The following is a 17,811-nucleotide window of genomic DNA, read 5'->3' on the forward strand; positions in this document are numbered from 1 at the left end:
ATTCATAAAAGCACCCTGCTAAATCAAAAAAAACGGAAATAACGATAGTTATTCCGTTTTTTTTATTAACTTAGGGGCATGAATATCGACCTGGACATATTTAAGATTCAATCGAATAATGTGTTGCCGTCAAGAGGAAAGATTTTGATATCCGAACCTTTTTTACGCGATGCGACGTTTGGCAGATCCGTAATTCTACTGGTCGATCATACGGAGGAAGGAACTATGGGATTGGTCATCAATAAACAATTGCCACTGCTTCTCAATGATGTTATCATGGAATTTAAGTATTTGGATGAAATACCTCTCTACAAGGGTGGTCCTGTAGCGACTGATACTTTATTCTACCTCCATACTCTAGAGAAAATTCCCGGTTCTATCCCTGTCAGTAAGGGGCTTTTCCTAAACGGTGATTTTGAAGAAATAAAGAAATATATATTGCAAGGGAATAAAGTGAGTGAATGTATCCGCTTTTTCTTGGGATATTCCGGTTGGGAAAGCAATCAGTTACATAATGAAATAAAGGAAAACACATGGCTGGTATCCGAAGAAGAGAACTCATATCTGATGAGAAACGACACCAAAGATATGTGGAAAGAGGCTTTGGAAAAGCTAGGCAGCAAGTATGAAACGTGGTCACGTTTTCCACAAGTGCCTACGTTAAACTGACATTTAGGCTTTCATCACCTATCTTATAAGGATTCAGTTATTTTCGGGGATTCAGACATTGAAGAAGTACGGCGTCTTTATAGCATCCCTCTACCTGTAACCAGTTCTTTAAGAGTCCGCATTGGGTAAAGCCACACGATGCAAATAGTTTCAGACAGACCTCGTTGTCCACTGCCACGTGTGCATAGAGCTGCTTTAAGGACAGAAAACCGAAAGCATATTCGCAAAGTAGCTTCAGCGCATCGGTTGCATAGCCTTGCCGACGATAGTCTTTATGTACGGCAATACCGACCTCTCCACGCGAATGGAGTGGAACAAAATCAGTAATATCAATAGTGCCTAGTATGTCATGATCGGATTTACTCACGATCATCAAGCGTAATTGCTTGTCTGCAAAGACATCACATTGTGAGCCTTCGATATATTGGCGCAGTACATAACGGGAATAAGGGACTGTGAAATTGCTGATATCCCACATAGAAGGATCATTCTCCATCTCGTACATAATATCCATATCTTCCGGCTCTACTGCACGAAGATAGATGCGCTCGTTTGTTAGATAAGATTGTTTCATGCGCTTTAGTCTTTTGTGATGTGAAGTTCGTTACGTAATCTTTTCTCACTGGGCAGACAGAAAAGAGAAGCCGTCAAGCCAATGAGCATACAAAGATTGCCGGTACTGCTTAATGTCAAATAGTAACATAGGATGTTGGCTACAATGGCGACTTCAAGTATTCCCAATCGGACAATGCTCCATTGCACATAATGTTTCAGCGCGAGCGTAATAGTCATATTATCTATTTTCTTTTTGAGCACCAAGCTGAATAGCTTCAAAGAAAGAGGTACGCAAAGTGCCGTCAACAGAATGCCGATAGTCTCAAAATAATAAGTAGCCTGTACATTATCTACTAGATTTCCTACGGGCAAAAGATCGAACTCCCCTGCTCCAAGCAGAAAAGCCGGAAATACCCAAAAGAAAACATAACCTATATTCAAATTCCTGACAGCACGTTTTATCTGTTCTTCCATGTTCGTTCTAAATTTCTAAATATTAAATTATACAGTTCCGGTGAAAAGAGTCCGGTTCACAATACTACGTCCCAAAGTTACTTCATCGGCATATTCCAATTCATCTCCAACGGATATGCCACGCGCAATCACACTCAGTTTAACCCCTAGTTTATCCAATTTACGATAGATATAGAAATTGGTAGTATCTCCTTCCATCGTTGTGCTCAAAGCCAGAATAACCTCCTTAATTCCTCCTTCGGATACCCGCCGCACCAGACTTTCAATCTGAAGGTCGCTCGGTCCCACTCCGTCCATTGGAGAAATGACTCCTCCTAAAACATGATAGAGCCCCCGATATTGCTGGGTTGCTTCTACCGCCATCACGTCGCGGATATTCTCTACTACGCAAATAGTGGAAGCATCCCGTTGTGGATTGGCGCAGATCTGGCAAATTTCAGTATCAGATATGTTATGACATACCTTACAGTACTTCACCTCTCGTTTCAATGTCATGATGGAATTTCCGAAAGCCTCTACGGTGGCCGTATCCTGACGAAGCAGATGCAAAACAAGCCTCATGGCCGTTTTACGTCCTATACCCGGCAACTTGGAAAATTCACCGACCGCCTTTTCGAGTAATATGGAAGGATATTGTTGATTCATAGATAATAATTACGGTTCTATCGATATTTTGGCGCAAAGATACAGATTATTGTTATAATACCTACAAAAAACACTACCTTTGCAGTCGATATGATGATACTTGTCACTATAATATGCTACTTTGCGGTATTATTATTAATAGCCCGTATCACCGGATATAAAGGCGGATCGAATGCAGCGTTCTTCAAGGGAGAGAACAAATCTCCTTGGTATGTGGTTTCTTTTGGCATGATCGGCGCCTCTATTTCCGGGGTGACCTTCGTTTCTGTTCCCGGCATGGTGCGCGGCATGGATATGACATATATGCAGACGGTATTCGGCTTTTTCTTCGGATATATGGTGGTAGCGCATATATTGCTTCCCTTATATTATAAACTCAACTTGACAAGTATATACGGCTATCTCGGCACACGCATCGGAACGTGCGCCTATCGTACTGGCTCGTTTTTCTTTTTATTGTCGCGTATGTTGGGAACGGCAGCCAAACTCTATCTGGTTTGTCTCATTCTCCACACTTATGTATTTCAGGAGATGTATATCCCCTTTTGGATAATCGCTGTCGGATCGGTTGCCTTAGTATGGGTGTATACCCACAAAAGTGGAATAAAAACAATTGTATGGACAGACACTTTGCAGACTTTCTGTCTGATAGCAGCACTGATTTTTATTATCTATTTTACAATTCAAGAGTTAGGTCTGGATTTTAGCGGCATTATTCAGACCATTCAGCACAATGAACACAGCAGAATTTTTGTCATGGATGATTGGGTATCCCGGCAAAATTTCTTTAAACAGTTCTTTAGCGGTATCTTCATCGTGATTGTAATGACCGGACTCGATCAAGACATGATGCAAAAGAATCTGTCATGCCGTAATCTTCGCGAAGCACAGAAGAATATGTATTGTTACGGATTCTCATTTATTCCGCTAAACTTTCTATTCTTGTGTCTGGGAATATTACTGATTACATTAGCCGGACAAATGCAATTGGCATTACCTGCCATGAATGATGATATTTTACCCATGTTTGCAGCGCAAGGTTATCTGGGACAACCCGTTCTGATACTTTTTACAATCGGTATTATCGCAGCCGCTTTCAGCAACTCAGACTCCGCACTGACGGCGATGACAACCAGCGTATGCGTGGATTTGCTGAATACGGAAAAAGACAGTGAAGAAACGGCGCGCCGTAAAAGGAATAAGGTACATTTATCGCTTTCAGTCCTACTGGCCTTCTTCATCTACCTCGTAGAAATTCTAAACAATAAAAGTGTAATTGACGCGATCTATATCATCGCTTCTTATACTTACGGTCCCTTGTTAGGAATGTTCGCTTTCGGACTTTTTACCCGCAGACAAACCAACGATCGGTGGGTTCCGTTGATAGCTATCCTTTCACCCCTACTCTGTTACCTCGCCGATTGGTGGATTGGAAAAGAAACCGGATATAAATTCGGTTATGAATTGCTAATGTTAAATGGAACACTTACCTTTGCAGGGCTAATATTGATGTCAAAGAAACAAATGACTAAAAAATGGAAATAACAAGCGCAGAATTTGTGATTAGCAATACAGACGTGAAGAAATGTCCGGCAGGCACTTTTCCCGAATATGCTTTCATCGGTCGTTCTAATGTAGGAAAATCGAGTCTTATCAATATGTTGACCGCCCGCAAGGGATTGGCTATGACTTCCGCCACTCCGGGAAAAACGATGCTTATCAACCATTTCCTGATTAATAAAAACTGGTATCTTGTCGATCTTCCGGGATATGGCTATGCCCGTCGCGGTCAGAAAGGGAAAGACCAGATACGCACGATAATCGAGGATTATATTCTTGAACGGGAGCAGATGACAAACCTTTTTCTATTAATAGACAGTCGCTTGGAACCTCAAAAGATTGATCTCGAATTCATGGAATGGCTGGGGGAAAACGGCATTCCTTTTTCTATCATTTTCACCAAAGCCGATAAACTGAAAGGTGGACGATTGAAGATGAATATCAATGCTTATCTCCGTGAACTGAGCAAACAATGGGAAGAACTCCCTCCCTACTTTATTTCTTCTTCGGAAAACCACACCGGACGGACAGAAATACTTGATTATATAGAAAACATAAACAAAGATCTCAATATAAAATGAAAATGAAAAAGATTTTTTTATCTGCTACCTTGATGGTAGTATTTATGCTGACGGCAACTAACAGCCGGGCACAATCATGGGCGGACTTATTGAATAAGGACAACATCTCAAAAGTTGTGAACGCCATTACAGGAAACACTGAGACGATCGACATGACCGGAACATGGAGTTACAAAAGCTCAGCCGTCGAGTTCGAATCGGATAATCTGCTGATGAAAGCAGGAGGTGCAGCCGCAGCGACAATGGCGGAAAACAAGTTGAACGAGCAGTTGAGCAAGATTGGCATTAAGGACGGGCAAATGAGTTTCACGTTCAATGCAGACAGTACTTTCACCAGCACAGTGGGAAAGAAAACATTGAAAGGAACTTACTCCTACAATGCTTCCACCAAACAAGTGGACTTGAAATATTTGCGATTGCTGAACCTGCACGCTAAAGTGAATTGCAGTTCTAATTCACTGGAATTGTTATTCAACTCGGATAAATTGCTAAAACTAATGGCGTTTATCGGTAGTAAAAGCAACAGTACCGCACTCAAAACCGTTAGCTCTCTGGCCGATAACTATGACGGAATGATGCTTGGATTCGAGCTTGCCAAATAGCAAATACAAGCCGTTTAATACTATTTCGCACTCTATAAAGTATATTTTAAGGGAAAAAGCATTACCTTTGGCACTTGTAATCAAAAAAGAGAAGGAAAAATGAAAAAGATACTTTTTTTTATGACTTTGTTAGTAATGGGGGTAAGTTTTGCATCTGCTCAAACCAATGCAGATATTAAGTTTGACAAAACAACTCACGACTTCGGCAAGTTCTCAGAAAACAGTCCGGTAGTTAGTTGTACATTTACCTTTACTAATATCGGTGACGCTCCTTTGGTAATCCACCAGGCGGTAGCTTCATGCGGATGTACTGTACCCGAATATACGAAAGAACCTATCATGCCGGGCAAAAAAGGTACAATCAAAGTGACTTATAACGGAACAGGCAAATATCCGGGACATTTCAAGAAATCAATCACTTTGCGTACCAACGCCAAAACAGAGATGGTAAGATTGTATATTGAGGGCGATATGGTAGCAAAAGACGCTAAATAAAAAATTTTAGGCTATTACATAAAGGAGAATCTTTCGGTTCTCCTTTTTTTTTGTTTACTTTGAAGACGGAAACGTAAATTGACACATTAGCAAATTATAAAACTATGAAACAAGAAGAAGACAAATTCACCGGGTTGCCCGAGAATGCGTTTAGAGAATTGAAACCGGGGGAAGTATACAACCCGTTGATGAGTCCCTCAAAAAATTATCCGGAAGTTAACTTCTGGTCGGTAGCATGGGGTATTGCTATGGCAATCCTCTTCTCAGCCGCCGCAGCCTATCTGGGATTAAAGGTAGGACAAGTATTCGAGGCGGCTATTCCTATCGCCATTATTGCTGTAGGAGTCTCCGGAGCTGCCAAAAGAAAAAATGCGTTAGGAGAAAATGTTATTATCCAGTCTATCGGAGCTTGTTCCGGAGTGATTGTGGCCGGAGCGATCTTCACACTTCCTGCTCTTTATATCCTTCAGGCAAAATATCCAGAGATGACGGTTACCTTCATGCAGGTGTTCATCAGTTCCCTGCTGGGTGGTGTATTGGGAATCCTGTTCCTGATTCCTTTCCGGAAATATTTCGTAAGTGATATGCATGGCAAATACCCTTTTCCTGAAGCGACAGCTACCACGCAGGTATTGATCTCCGGAGAAAAAGGCGGAAGCCAAGCCAAACCCTTGCTGATGGCGGGAATGATTGGTGGACTATATGACTTTATCGTAGCCACATTCGGTTGGTGGAATGAGAATTTTACGACCCGTGTGTGCAGTGCCGGAGAAATGCTGGCGGAAAAAGCCAAACTGGTATTCAAGGTAAATACCGGAGCTGCCGTATTGGGATTAGGTTATATAGTCGGATTAAAATATGCTTCCATCATCTGCGCCGGTTCATTGGCTGTATGGTGGATTATCATTCCGGGAATGTCCGCTATTTGGGGAGACAGTGTGCTGAATGCATGGAATCCGGAGATTACATCTACTGTAGGAATGATGAGTCCGGAAGAAATATTCAAATATTACGCTAAGAGCATCGGTATCGGCGGTATTGCTATGGCAGGTGTCATTGGTATCATCCGTTCATGGGGAATCATTAAAAGTGCAGTTGGGCTGGCTGCCAAAGAGATGGGCGGTAAAGGTAATGTAGAGAAAAACATTATCCGTACACAACGGGATCTCTCGATGAAGATTATTGCAATCGGTTCTATCATCACTTTGATACTCATCGTACTGTTCTTCTACTTTGATGTAATGCAAGGAAATCTGCTACACACATTGGTAGCGATTCTTCTAGTTGCAGGTATTTCTTTCCTGTTCACTACGGTAGCCGCCAATGCGATTGCAATTGTCGGTACAAATCCCGTATCGGGTATGACATTGATGACACTGATTCTGGCTTCTGTAGTGATGGTAGCCGTAGGACTGAAAGGCCCTTCAGGCATGGTTGCAGCATTAGTGATGGGCGGTGTGGTGTGTACTGCGCTTTCAATGGCCGGAGGTTTCATTACCGACTTGAAAATCGGTTATTGGCTGGGAAGTACTCCTGCCAAACAGGAGACCTGGAAGTTCTTGGGAACAATTGTATCGGCTGCAACAGTAGGCGGTGTAATGATTATCCTGAATAAGACATACGGATTTACGAGCGGAGCATTAGCTGCTCCACAGGCAAATGCGATGGCTGCTGTTATCGAACCGTTGATGAGTGGTGTAGGCGCACCTTGGTTATTATATGGCATCGGTGCTGTCTTAGCGATTATTCTGACTCTTTGCAAGATTCCTGCATTAGCTTTCGCACTAGGTATGTTTATTCCATTGGAACTGAATGTGCCGTTGGTTGTAGGCGGAGCTGTCAATTGGTTTGTGACCAGCCGCAGCAAAGATTCGACTATCAATACGGAAAGAGGAGAAAAAGGAACATTGCTGGCTTCCGGTTTCATTGCCGGTGGTGCGTTAATGGGGGTTATCAGTGCCGCGATGCGCTTCGGTGGAATCAACTTGGTGAACGAAGCATGGCTGAACAATACTTGGTCGGAAGTGTTGGCATTAGGAGCATACGCCCTGCTGATTCTCTATTTCATCAAAGCCTCAATGAAAATTAAATAAGCAAACATGAGGAGACTTTTATCCGTCATAGTATCGTTTATAAGTGTAATGACTTTTGCCCAACAACAGCCTGCGGAGCTCACTCCGCAGGACTCTCGAACGATGCTGCAAATCGGAAAGTCTTATTTGGGAACCAAATATGTGGCCAATACGCTAGACCGGGATGGAGAAGAAGAGTTGGTTATCCGGACCGATGCAGTGGATTGCCTCACTTTTGTAGAATACACACTGGCGCAAGCTCTCGGCTCTTCTTTTACTGAGAACCTGCAAAAGATACGCTACAGAGATGGAATTATCGACGGATATCCTTCCCGTTTGCATTACACCTCCGATTGGATCGAGAATGGTATCCGTCAAGGATTCCTTACGGATGTGACGGTAGAGAACAGCGTACAAACTCTTCAATTAAACCTCTCTTATATGTCCGCTCACCCAACACTATATAAAAAGCTAGCCAATTCTCCGGAAAACGTAACCCGAATGACCGAATACGAGAAAGCATTATCCGGGAAAATCGTACATTGGCTGCCGAAAAGCGAATTACCGGAGAATGGATTATCCTGGATTATGGACGGAGATATTATCGCCATCACAACGAAACTTCCCGGACTGGACATTGCTCACGTTGGGATAGCGCAATATATAAAAGGGAAACTGCATCTGCTACATGCTTCCTCTACACTGGGAAAAGTAGTTGTCAGTGATGATCCCCTCAATCATATGCTTAACAATAATAAATCGTGGACAGGTATACGTGTTGTCCGAATGTCTCACTAAAAAAATAACGAATTATGAAACGAGTTAAACATTTCCTTCTAGCCTCGTGCTTATTCCCCGCTTTGCTGGGAGCACAAGAAATGGCAAATGCCAACTTTCTGGAACTTACTCCGGATGCCCAATCGGCAGGTATGGCAGGTACAGGATTAGCTATCACCGATAACGGTAGCACAGCTATCTTTCATAACGCCTCTACAATCGCTTTTTCACAGGAAGCAATGGGCGCTAGTTATTCATACGCTGATATCAACAAGGACTGTGCGCTGCACAGCGCATCTCTTTTCTATCGGATCGGAAGAGAAGGTATTCATGGATTTGCTTTGGGATTCCGCCACTTCAAGGATCCTAAAATAATGGATTACCGTCCCCGTATATGGGATTTGGAAGCTGCCTACTTCAGGAATGTAGCCAAGAACTTATCACTGTCATTGACATTCAGATATCTGCAAGAAAAAGTAGCAAAGGAAGCAGATAGCAAGAGCAGTGTCGCTCTTGACTTTGGTGCCACCTATTATCGGAATACGGATCTTCTGGATGGAATGGCTTCTTGGTCTATCGGTTTCCAAGCCGCCAACCTGGGCAAAAAGCTGGATGGTCAGAAATTGCCTGCACGATTGGGATTGGGAGGTAGTGTCGACCTTCCATTCAGCATGGAGAATCGTTTGCAAGTAGCACTTGACTTCAACTATCTTCTTCCTTCCGAAATCCGGCATTTGCAAGCAGGAATAGGAGCCGAATATAACTTCCTGAAATATGGAGTAGTCCGCGCAGGATACCATTTCGGAGACAATGATAAAGGAATAGGCAACTATGGTACGCTGGGTTGTGGAATTAATTTCTGGCCAATGCGCGTTGATTTCTCTTATGCACTGGCCGATAAGGATTGCCTTATGCACCAGACTTGGCAACTGGGATTCGGAGTAGTTTTCTAAGTTCATTTTCAAGGCGCTGCTTCACTTCGTCCATAGGTATCTCACGTTTCAATTCCTGACGAAGAGAAGTGACGCCTTTATCAATAAACCCGCAAGGGTGAATATAACTGAAATACCGTAAATCCGTATTTACATTCAATGCCAACCCGTGCATTGTAACATAATGACTGCTCCTTACTCCTATCGCACAAATCTTACGGGCACGAGGGGTATCACCCTCCAACCATACGCCTGTAGCTTTCTCCAACCTCCCCGCTTCAATGTCATAAGATGCACATACACGTATCACCGCTTCTTCCAACAAATGAACATATTCCTTTAGTCCTAATGCAAATTCATCCAAATTCAATATCGGATAACACACCAACTGTCCGAGACCATGATAAGTGATGTCCCCTCCCCGATCTATATGATAAAGAGTAGCGCCAATCGCCTTTAGCTGCTCATCACTCAGCAACATATTATTTTCTTTTCCACTGCGCCCCAATGTATAAACGTGTGGATGCTCACACATAATAACGAGGTTCTCATAGACTTCACTCTGGGCTTTTGCCCGAACTACACCGTCAAACCACTCCGCCTGCCGTTGCCACGCTTCGGCATACGGTATTAAATTCCAATCGATAAAAGTTGTTTTCATAAAAACAAAGGTAAGAAATAAAAAGAAAATATGTACTTTTGCACTGTAAATATAACAAACGCAACTATGAAAATGGACTTCCCACAGGTAGACTTGCCTACCGAAGTATTAGCATGGACGAATGTTACGGAAGACATTCTCAATATCTATAAGCAATCTTGTCGGTTGCAGGCATGTATTGTTGCCATCTGCACTGAAGGCTCGATGAAAGCCTCCATCAATCTGCTTGATTATGAAATCCGTCCGAATGACCTGATAACATTATTACCGGGAACAATCATCCAATTTCGGGAGAAAACAGAAAAAGTATGTCTCTGCTTTGCCGGTTTTTCCGCCTATTGTGCCGGACGAATCAATCTGATGAAAAACATCGGTAATGAATATCCAAAACTGATAGAACAGCCGGTAATCCCTCTCAATGAAGAAGTAGCCAGCTATCTGAAAGACTATTTTGCTCTATTATCGCGTGTCAGTTGTAATGAAAACTTTGAAATGGATTCTGAATTGGTTGAATTATCTCTTCAGACTATCTTGACAAGCATACGATTGATATATCGTAAATTTCCGGGTGAAAACAATAGTTCGAACCGTAAAAAGGAAATTTGCCGGGAATTGATTCAAGCCATCACCGAGAATTATAAAGATGAACGTCGTGCACAATTCTACGCAGATAAACTAGGAATATCGCTTCAACATCTAAGTACAACCGTAAAACAAGTGACAGGCAAAAGTGTGCTGGATACCATTGCGTATATTGTGGTCATGGACGCCAAGGCGAAACTGAAAGGAACTAATATGACTATCCAAGAGATAGCTTATTCTCTAAATTTCCCCAGCGCCTCATTCTTTGGTAAGTATTTTAGGCGGTACGTAGGAATGACACCATTGGAATTCAGGAACAGATAATTCCTACGAAGAGCGATAGAGGATAAAATTATAGAATCCCCAAAAATGAACGGTGAACAAGTTGCGCATGATCCGCAAAGTATTCACCGTTTATTATTTACTTACAATTTGTTTTCTTTGTACAGTCGCTTACTCATTTTCTTCCCAAGCTCAATGAATTGAGCACTACACTCACACTGGAGAAGGCCATTGCAGCACTTGCCAACATCGGATTCAATAACAAACCGTTCAATGGGAACAAAATACCGGCAGCAATAGGAATGCCGATCAAATTATAAATAAACGCCCAGAAAAGATTCTGATGAATCAATTTGACCGTCTGCTTTGACAACTGAAAAGCTTTAGGAAGCAGCAATAAATCCGATGTCATCAAAGTTACCATAGCTACGTCCATAGCAATATCAGTTCCTTTCCCCATGGCAATGCTCACGTCAGCCAATGCCAGAGCCTGCGAATCGTTGATGCCATCTCCTACCATAGCGACTTTCTTTCCCTGCATTTGAAGCTCACGCACAAACTCGGCCTTATCATCCGGCAGAGCGTCAGCGACAAAACGTTCGATTCCTAAACGGGAAGAAACAGCTAATGCCGTCCGCTGCCCGTCACCCGTCAACATACAGATGTCAATACCTTGACGTTTCAGTTCTTTTACCGCTTCGGCAGAAGTAGCCTTTATCGGGTCAGAAACGGCAATGATAGCCAATAATTCATTTTCGCGTCCAAAGTAGATGATACCATTGCCATCCGATTCATAGCGAACCAGCATTTCAGCCATCACATCATTTACTGTCGCACTGAAATCTTTTAGGAGCTTATGGCTACCTACCCAATAGGTATGTCCCTCATAAGAGACCTTGATTCCTTTTCCCGTAATACTCTCGAAGCTGTCCAATGCAGCGGGTTTTACCTTCTCCTCGTTCTGAAGAGCAGACACGATAGCACCGGCAAGCGGATGTTCCGATTTCATTTCTGCAGCTAAAAGCACATCTTTGAAATGAGGTTCCTGCGATTGTGCCCATAACCATCCGGTAGCAGTAGGGTGTCCTTCAGTCAATGTTCCGGTTTTATCCAGTACAACGACATCCACTTTACGCATTTGTTCCAAAGCTACCGCGTCTTTAATCAGAATATGCTGGCTGGCAGCTTTGCCTATTCCCACCATCAATGCAGTAGGCGTAGCAAGTCCCAAAGCACATGGACAAGCAATTACAAGGACAGAAACAGCCGACAGAATGCCATAAGAGATATATTCATTGCCACCGATGGCAACCCATAAAACAAATGTCAGGATAGCAATCCCCAATACGACAGGTACGAAAATTCCGGTAATGCGGTCGACGATACGTTGCACGGGAGCTTTGCTGCCCTGTGCTTCCTGCACCATGGAAATGATGCGGGCAAGCACCGTTTCACTACCTACCTGTGTGGCATGTATGATAAACGAGCCACGCTGGTTGATCGTTCCTGCCAAGACTTTATCGCCTTTCTTCTTTTCTACCGGAACCGGTTCACCACTAATCATACTTTCGTCAACATAGGAATCGCCTTCGGAAAGCTGACCGTCCACCGGTATCTGTTCTCCCGGACGTACAACAACCATATCACCTATCTGGAGGTTCTCGATCAAGATCTCCTCTTCCACTCCATTGCGCAGAACCCGGGCTACTTTAGGCTGCATTCCCATCAACTTGCGAATAGCAGTCGAGGTATTGCCTTTAGCACGTTCCTCCATCAATTTTCCGGTAAGAACGAAAGCGATAATCACCGCAGAAGCCTCATAATAAACGTGCGGTTCCAATCCACGAGCATACCAAAATTCGGGGAAGAACGTATTGAACAGACTGAACAGAAAAGCAATGGAAGTACTAAGTGCAACCAGTGTATCCATATTGCTCCGTCCCAGTTTAGCCTGTTTCCAAGCTCCGGTAAAGAAACCACCTCCGAAAAAGACCATGACAGGGATAGCAAGTACCATCTGAATCTCATTAGAGTAGGGTACATGCATCAGTATCATGGAAAATACCAGCAACGGCACTACCAAAATCCAAGCCCCAATCACTTTCCACTTCAAACGAGTGTAACGCTTATGCTGCTCCTCTTCCCGGCGTTCCTCCTTGTGGGCTTCTTCCACAATCAGATCATAACCTGCCGCAAGCACAGCCGCACGGATTTCTCCGGGAGTCAGCTGATCCTTCTCATAAGAAACGGTCAACGTATTGGTAGCAAAATTAACGGAAGCCTCGATAACTCCCGGCAATTTTTTCACTGTTTTTTCTACATTATTAGCACATCCTGCACAGTGCATATTAAGTACAGGAAATGCCTTCTTTATTGTGTTACCCATATAATTATAGTTTATGCCTTTCCCGACCCCTTAAAAGGAGTCGGGAAAGAACAATTGTTTATTTATAGAAACAAGCTAACACTGGTATTTGTTCAATTACTTCTTATCAGTCTTTTGATCACCTTTCTTTGTTTCTTTTACAAATTCAGCTTCATACTTAAACTTATTAAACCCTGCCTGTAACTTCTTTACATTTGTTTTCTCGGCATCATACGTGATAGTTACCAGCCTGGCTTTTACTTCAGTTGCAATATCCTTCAATCCTTTTTCAAAGCGCATATTATCTTTTACTTTCTTTTCGCATTTCTCACAATGCATCTGGGACACTTTGAATACAACTACACGAATATCTTTTGCCAATACAGCTGCTACACTCAAAAGAGCCACCACGCAAGTGGCCATCCATCTTTTTGTTTTCATTTTTCCTATCAGTTTAAAATTAGTATTCTTTATTTTCTATGTGATCGTTTCACTACTCACTATTCCTAGTTTTTACTCACTATTCCTAGCTAAATTAAAACGTATTCCGATATATCCTTTTGCCCCGTGTACCGGTCCCCATATCATAGTGGAATCAAAGTTGCTTCCCCAAGGATTTGCCGCATCGACAATCGGATTCTTTTGTTTGAAATTGGTCAGGTTCTCGCCTCCTACATAGATAGACCAGCGGCGGAAGTAACGTGTCACCTGTAAGCTCAACTGCTCAAAACTACCATAACGACGTTCCCAGGACAACTGTCCATCTCCCAATTCATAAGGAGCAGGCATCCTACCTCCACCATTTAGTTGCAGTGTTGCATCAAACTGCCAAATCCCCAGCGGAGTCTGGTAAGAAGCAGTGAGCAAGCCTTTGTATTTGCTGGTTAGAGGTTTCTCCATTCGCACTCCTTTGTAAGTCGTTTTTGCATCCGTGAGTCGGTAAGCTCCTGTCAAGGTGAATCCTTTGAAGAAAGGATAACTTGCTTCCACCTGGAATACATGCGAGTAAGAACGTCCATTCAAATTATAGAAAGCCACTTCATGAGGGTTGCTATCCATATCCACTATTACTTGTTTCAAGAAATCTGTGTAATAGTATTCTGCATTTACATTCAGCGTTTTGCCGAATATGGGAATATAAGTAGATACACTGGCACCATAATTCCATGCTTCTTCCATATCCAGATTCTTAGCTATTTCTACCTTACGACTACTGGAAAGCAGATAATTGTTTTCTGCCAGCACATGATTGGTACGATACCCTTTTCCGGCAGAAAGACGGAAGTTCACATAATCATTCGGATTGTATTTAAGATGTGCACGCGGAGTCACAAAGAAACCATGTTCGTTACTGTAGTCTCCACGCAAGCCCGCCATCACCATCCATTTATCATTCAGGTTCAACGTATATTGCACGTATGCACCGGGAACGGCTTCCTTTTCAAAAGCTTTGAGAGGATTATCCGTATTATTCTCCAAACGATAATGCTGGTCGTAAGCATCATAATTAAAGCTTAATCCTGCAGAAAAGCTGTTCTGCGGATTAAATTCCGTTTCAAACATCAGCGAAGCATAAACGTTGGTTTGATCCACATTATACAGTTTGCGTCCATACGTAGCATCCTGATTGTGCAAAGTGGTGGAAAGAATCAAAGCCAGATTCGTATTCTTCTCCTTATTAAATATGTAAGCATTCTTGGTGAAGAATTCATAACGTTCTGTATCAATCCCCACTTTATATAAATCACCGGAGTACATTGCCCCTCCATGATTGGCCTGTCCGCTGGTACGTGTTTCGGAAAGAGCTTTGATACCTGCCTGAAAAACATAATGGTCGCCCATATATGCCCATCGGTTCCACACATTATACTGCTCTACTTGAGGAATATCCACAAATCCGTCATCATTGCCATCATGCGCTTTAGTCTCATTCTCATAATGTGCCAATAAAGAAGTACTCCATCGTTTGGAAATTTTTAATGTAGCATCTGCATTGGCTTCATACCGGTTGGTAGTGCTTGCAAAAAGATTGGCAGATACCCAGTCGGCTTCCGGCAACTGCGGCTTCTTAAATTCCACGTTAATCTGTCCGGTGATGGCTTCATAACCATTCTTTACTGAAGACGTTCCTTTGGAAACTTGTATACTCTGCATCCACGGACCGGGAACATAACCTAGTCCATAAGGAGAAGCTGCCCCACGATAATTCGGAATGTTTTCCGTCAACATCTGCACATAAGTGCCGGACAGTCCCAACAATTTAATCTGCTTGGCCCCTGTTGCTGCATCAGAATAGCTCACATCTACCGAAGGATTGGTCACAAAACTTTCACCCAGATTACAACAAGCAGCTCTACTCAATTCAGCACTGCTTATCATATCTTCATTCATCACGCTACTGCGTAATTTCATCGTTCCCAGTTTGCGAGTGACAATATTCACCTCATTCAATTCCACTCCATCACGAAGCACAATATCCAACTGCTGATTTTTACTGCTCACATGAATGGTATCATTCTGGAAACCAATAAAACTGATTATTAACATGTGGCTTTTGGAAGGTTTTACAATAGAAAAACTACCATCTTCCTTAGTTGTCACTCCTTGTCCTGTATTCATCCAGAACACATTTGCACCCGGAATAGCCTCCCCGGTACTATCTTTCACTGTTCCCCGTACTTGCGCATATAGATTACCGGCAAATAACAGGAACAGTCCTATTATCATATATTTCATTCTTTCTAAAGTTACTTTCGAGATACAAAATTAATTTATTTCTCATGCAACTTAGTTGCATTCAGTTTCGCTTTACTTCCATATTCGATAGAAAGCAAAGGAATAAATAAGAAAGAAATAGTGGCTAAATAATATAAGTGGAATATAGCGCCAGCTTCTGCCTCGAACAGAGAGGTGGCGGAGAGGTCAGACTATCATATTCTACCGGTTTATCCGCATAAGTCGGAGTCAACAGATAGCAAAAATGCTCACACAAAAGATCGACTACTAAAGCTGATGTTGTCAGTTCAGTAGTATGTTTCATCAAATCGAGCTTATAGATAGTAGCTGTACAACCCTTATCGTTACAACCTTTTTTTGAATCACAAGTATGAGTCTTTTTACACTTCGGACAACCTGTATCACAACAGCTCTGCACCGTTTCACAACGGGCACAACAATAATGTACAATAGAGACTCCCCCTCCTGAATAGATAATCAGAAGAGAAAGAAACAGTACGGATATGTAGGCTAGTCTTTTCATTTCAGGGGGCAAAGATAGAAATAAAAACAGACTTTTCCTATATGTTTTCGTTATTAAGATTCAATCCCCATTACAAATAGATTCTCTCGGTCATTATTTGGGTATTTTAGAGTCATATCAGCACAATTAACTCTTTTTACTCAACAATAAGACCTATCTTTGCCCCGAATAAATTCGTTGATTTTCAAGTAAACATTATGCTTACATATCTACTCCTTATTGTCACACTTTATCTGGCAGGCAATGCCTATATATTTATCAGAGCAAGACAAGCTCTGAAAGTTAAATCTCTTGGGGCGAAAATACTCTTAACCGTTTTATTCTGGGGATGCGCCTTATCCTTTTTCGTTACAATGTCGGCTCGTAATCTTGCAATGCCTGCATTTATCTCCCATTCAATGTACATCATCGGAACAAGTTGGTTGATATTTACTTTATACATGGCTTTACTCCTGCTTGTGTTTGACATCTTGAGATTATTTAAAGTCGTTTGTAAATATAGATTTCATTTATCCCTGCTATTCACATTGGCATTGTTGGGATATGGAGTCTACAACTATCACCATCCGGAAACCAATGTAGTCAGCATTTTAACCGGGAAACAATATAAAGATACTACCCAAGCAATTAAAATCGTCGCTATCAGTGATGTTCATTTGGGAAACGGTACAGGGAAAGCAGCATTAAAAGGATATGTGGAAATGATCAATGCGCAACGTCCTGACCTTATACTGATTAGTGGTGACTTGATTGACAGCAGTGTCGTACCTCTTTATACAGAGAATATGGCGGAAGAACTGGCTGACTTGAAAGCTCCTATGGGCATCTACATGGTGCCCGGCAATCACGAATACATCAGTGGTATTGATGAAAGTATCCGATATATAAAACACACTCCTATACAGTTATTGCGCGATTCGGTAGTTACACTTCCTAACGGCATACAACTGATAGGACGTGACGACCGTCATAACCGCAAGCGTCGTTCCCTGCAAGAGTTAATGGCAGGTGTCGATCAGAGCAAACCTACCATATTATTGGATCATCAACCTTTTAACCTGAAAGAAACGGAAGCTGCCGGCATCGACTTGCAATTCAGCGGGCATACACACCACGGACAAATATGGCCTATCAATTGGGTGACTGATTATATATTCGAGCAAAGCCACGGTTATCGCCAATGGGGAAACACGCATATATATGTATCTTCCGGACTGTCTCTATGGGGACCACCTTTCAGAATAGGGACACATGGCGAAATGGTTATTTTCAATTTTCAATGAATATTAATATAACATTG

General features: G+C 42.4%; 18 protein-coding genes. 10 read left to right on the plus strand and 8 right to left on the minus strand.

The window, feature by feature from the left end:
- The first annotated feature begins 78 nt into the window (after window positions 1–78).
- Window positions 79–669 carry a YqgE/AlgH family protein gene (locus tag ACNOGP_RS16415; RefSeq protein ID WP_143869273.1) on the plus strand — a complete coding sequence of 197 codons (591 nt, stop codon included), beginning with the start codon at window positions 79–81 and terminating at the stop codon, window positions 667–669.
- A gap of 37 nt (window positions 670–706) precedes the next feature.
- Here ACNOGP_RS16415 and ACNOGP_RS16420 read toward each other — a convergent pair whose 3' ends face one another.
- The 3 genes from ACNOGP_RS16420 to recR are packed head-to-tail and all read right to left on the minus strand — an operon-like array spanning window position 707 to window position 2,343.
- A complete protein-coding gene (locus ACNOGP_RS16420; RefSeq protein ID WP_007759923.1) occupies window positions 707–1,243 on the minus strand; it encodes a GNAT family N-acetyltransferase in 537 nt (178 codons plus the stop codon).
- 5 nt (window positions 1,244–1,248) lie between these two features.
- Window positions 1,249–1,698 (minus strand): hypothetical protein, encoded by a 450-nt coding sequence (locus ACNOGP_RS16425; protein WP_418213229.1) that lies wholly within the window; start codon window positions 1,696–1,698, stop codon window positions 1,249–1,251.
- A gap of 27 nt (window positions 1,699–1,725) precedes the next feature.
- Entirely contained in the window at window positions 1,726–2,343 is a 618-nt protein-coding gene (gene recR / locus ACNOGP_RS16430) for a recombination mediator RecR (protein ID WP_007759921.1), read from the minus strand.
- A 90-nt stretch (window positions 2,344–2,433) separates the two neighbouring features.
- Here recR and ACNOGP_RS16435 point away from each other — a divergent pair, with 90 nt between their 5' ends.
- The 7 genes from ACNOGP_RS16435 (at window position 2,434) to ACNOGP_RS16465 (ending at window position 9,383) form a co-directional block, all read left to right on the plus strand.
- A complete protein-coding gene (locus tag ACNOGP_RS16435; RefSeq protein WP_418213230.1) occupies window positions 2,434–3,888 on the plus strand; it encodes a sodium:solute symporter in 1,455 nt (484 codons plus the stop codon).
- Window positions 3,879–4,484 (plus strand): ribosome biogenesis GTP-binding protein YihA/YsxC, encoded by a 606-nt coding sequence (gene yihA / locus ACNOGP_RS16440; RefSeq protein WP_418213231.1) that lies wholly within the window; start codon window positions 3,879–3,881, stop codon window positions 4,482–4,484. The genes ACNOGP_RS16435 and yihA overlap by 10 nt, the downstream gene beginning before the upstream one ends.
- Window positions 4,481–5,086, plus strand: coding sequence for a DUF4923 family protein (locus tag ACNOGP_RS16445; RefSeq protein ID WP_418213232.1), 606 nt, complete (start codon window positions 4,481–4,483; stop codon window positions 5,084–5,086). Before yihA ends, ACNOGP_RS16445 begins: the two co-directional genes overlap by 4 nt.
- Window positions 5,087–5,185: 99 nt before the next feature.
- A complete protein-coding gene (locus tag ACNOGP_RS16450; RefSeq protein WP_418213233.1) occupies window positions 5,186–5,581 on the plus strand; it encodes a DUF1573 domain-containing protein in 396 nt (131 codons plus the stop codon).
- A gap of 104 nt (window positions 5,582–5,685) precedes the next feature.
- On the plus strand, window positions 5,686–7,674 hold the full coding sequence (locus ACNOGP_RS16455; RefSeq protein WP_007759912.1) for an OPT family oligopeptide transporter: 1,989 nt from the start codon (window positions 5,686–5,688) through the stop codon (window positions 7,672–7,674).
- A gap of 6 nt (window positions 7,675–7,680) precedes the next feature.
- Window positions 7,681–8,451: an N-acetylmuramoyl-L-alanine amidase-like domain-containing protein gene (locus tag ACNOGP_RS16460; protein WP_418213234.1), complete on the plus strand. Its 771-nt coding sequence runs from the start codon at window positions 7,681–7,683 to the stop codon at window positions 8,449–8,451.
- 14 nt (window positions 8,452–8,465) lie between these two features.
- A complete protein-coding gene (locus ACNOGP_RS16465) occupies window positions 8,466–9,383 on the plus strand; it encodes a PorV/PorQ family protein (protein ID WP_186967530.1) in 918 nt (305 codons plus the stop codon).
- Here the strand turns inward: ACNOGP_RS16465 and lipB are convergent.
- Window positions 9,340–10,023 (minus strand): lipoyl(octanoyl) transferase LipB, encoded by a 684-nt coding sequence (gene lipB, locus ACNOGP_RS16470; protein WP_418213235.1) that lies wholly within the window; start codon window positions 10,021–10,023, stop codon window positions 9,340–9,342. The genes ACNOGP_RS16465 and lipB overlap by 44 nt on opposite strands.
- Window positions 10,024–10,089: 66 nt before the next feature.
- On the opposite strand from lipB, the gene ACNOGP_RS16475 reads away from it, so the two are divergent.
- Entirely contained in the window at window positions 10,090–10,929 is an 840-nt protein-coding gene (locus tag ACNOGP_RS16475) for a helix-turn-helix domain-containing protein (RefSeq protein WP_143869262.1), read from the plus strand.
- 133 nt (window positions 10,930–11,062) lie between these two features.
- Here ACNOGP_RS16475 and ACNOGP_RS16480 read toward each other — a convergent pair whose 3' ends face one another.
- The 4 genes from ACNOGP_RS16480 to ACNOGP_RS16495 form a co-directional block, all read right to left on the minus strand.
- Entirely contained in the window at window positions 11,063–13,273 is a 2,211-nt protein-coding gene (locus ACNOGP_RS16480; RefSeq protein WP_418213236.1) for a heavy metal translocating P-type ATPase, read from the minus strand.
- Window positions 13,274–13,369: 96 nt separating this feature from the next.
- Window positions 13,370–13,693: a heavy-metal-associated domain-containing protein gene (locus tag ACNOGP_RS16485; RefSeq protein WP_186967528.1), complete on the minus strand. Its 324-nt coding sequence runs from the start codon at window positions 13,691–13,693 to the stop codon at window positions 13,370–13,372.
- 72 nt (window positions 13,694–13,765) lie between these two features.
- Window positions 13,766–15,988, minus strand: a complete 2,223-nt coding sequence (locus tag ACNOGP_RS16490; protein WP_418213237.1) for a TonB-dependent receptor — start codon at window positions 15,986–15,988, stop codon at window positions 13,766–13,768.
- Between the two features lie 124 nt (window positions 15,989–16,112).
- Window positions 16,113–16,511 carry a hypothetical protein gene (locus ACNOGP_RS16495; RefSeq protein ID WP_143869332.1) on the minus strand — a complete coding sequence of 133 codons (399 nt, stop codon included), beginning with the start codon at window positions 16,509–16,511 and terminating at the stop codon, window positions 16,113–16,115.
- Window positions 16,512–16,708: 197 nt separating this feature from the next.
- On the opposite strand from ACNOGP_RS16495, the gene ACNOGP_RS16500 reads away from it, so the two are divergent.
- Window positions 16,709–17,794, plus strand: a complete 1,086-nt coding sequence (locus ACNOGP_RS16500) for a metallophosphoesterase (RefSeq protein WP_186967525.1) — start codon at window positions 16,709–16,711, stop codon at window positions 17,792–17,794.
- Window positions 17,795–17,811 lie beyond the last annotated feature (17 nt).

It is taken from the genome of Bacteroides difficilis, from assembly GCF_048319815.1.
Taxonomy (GTDB): domain Bacteria; phylum Bacteroidota; class Bacteroidia; order Bacteroidales; family Bacteroidaceae; genus Bacteroides; species Bacteroides zhangwenhongii.